The organism is Peribacillus sp. SIMBA_075, from assembly GCF_046534585.1.
The window spans coordinates 1-267 of sequence record NZ_JAWRYN010000750.1; the positions used below are offsets into that span (position 1 = coordinate 1).

Annotated in this window: 1 protein-coding gene; it reads left to right on the forward strand. The window is 72.7% G+C overall.

All coding sequences use genetic code 11. The annotated features are described in order from the left end of the window. Positions 1 to 267 (forward strand): hypothetical protein (locus SB775_RS30205; protein WP_410864938.1); only part of this gene is annotated, 267 nt, incomplete at both ends.

The window sequence follows — 267 nt, forward strand, 5'->3', positions numbered from 1 at the left end:
GGCGCCAACCAGTTGTGGTTCCGCCGCGACGGCAACGATCTGGTCGTGGAGGCCGTCGGTACCGGCGCGCCGGACGACGACTCGGGTACGTTCCGCAGCGACGGCTCGGCCAGCGCTACCCTGCTGCGGCGCGAGGGCGCGATCTACCTGCAGGACTGGTACGGCAATCCGGGCGCCCGCGTGGACGTGTTCCAGGATGCCGCCGGCCGCACCCTGGACGGCAGCCAGGTCGACAGCCTAGTCGCGGCCATGGCCGGCTTCGGCGCG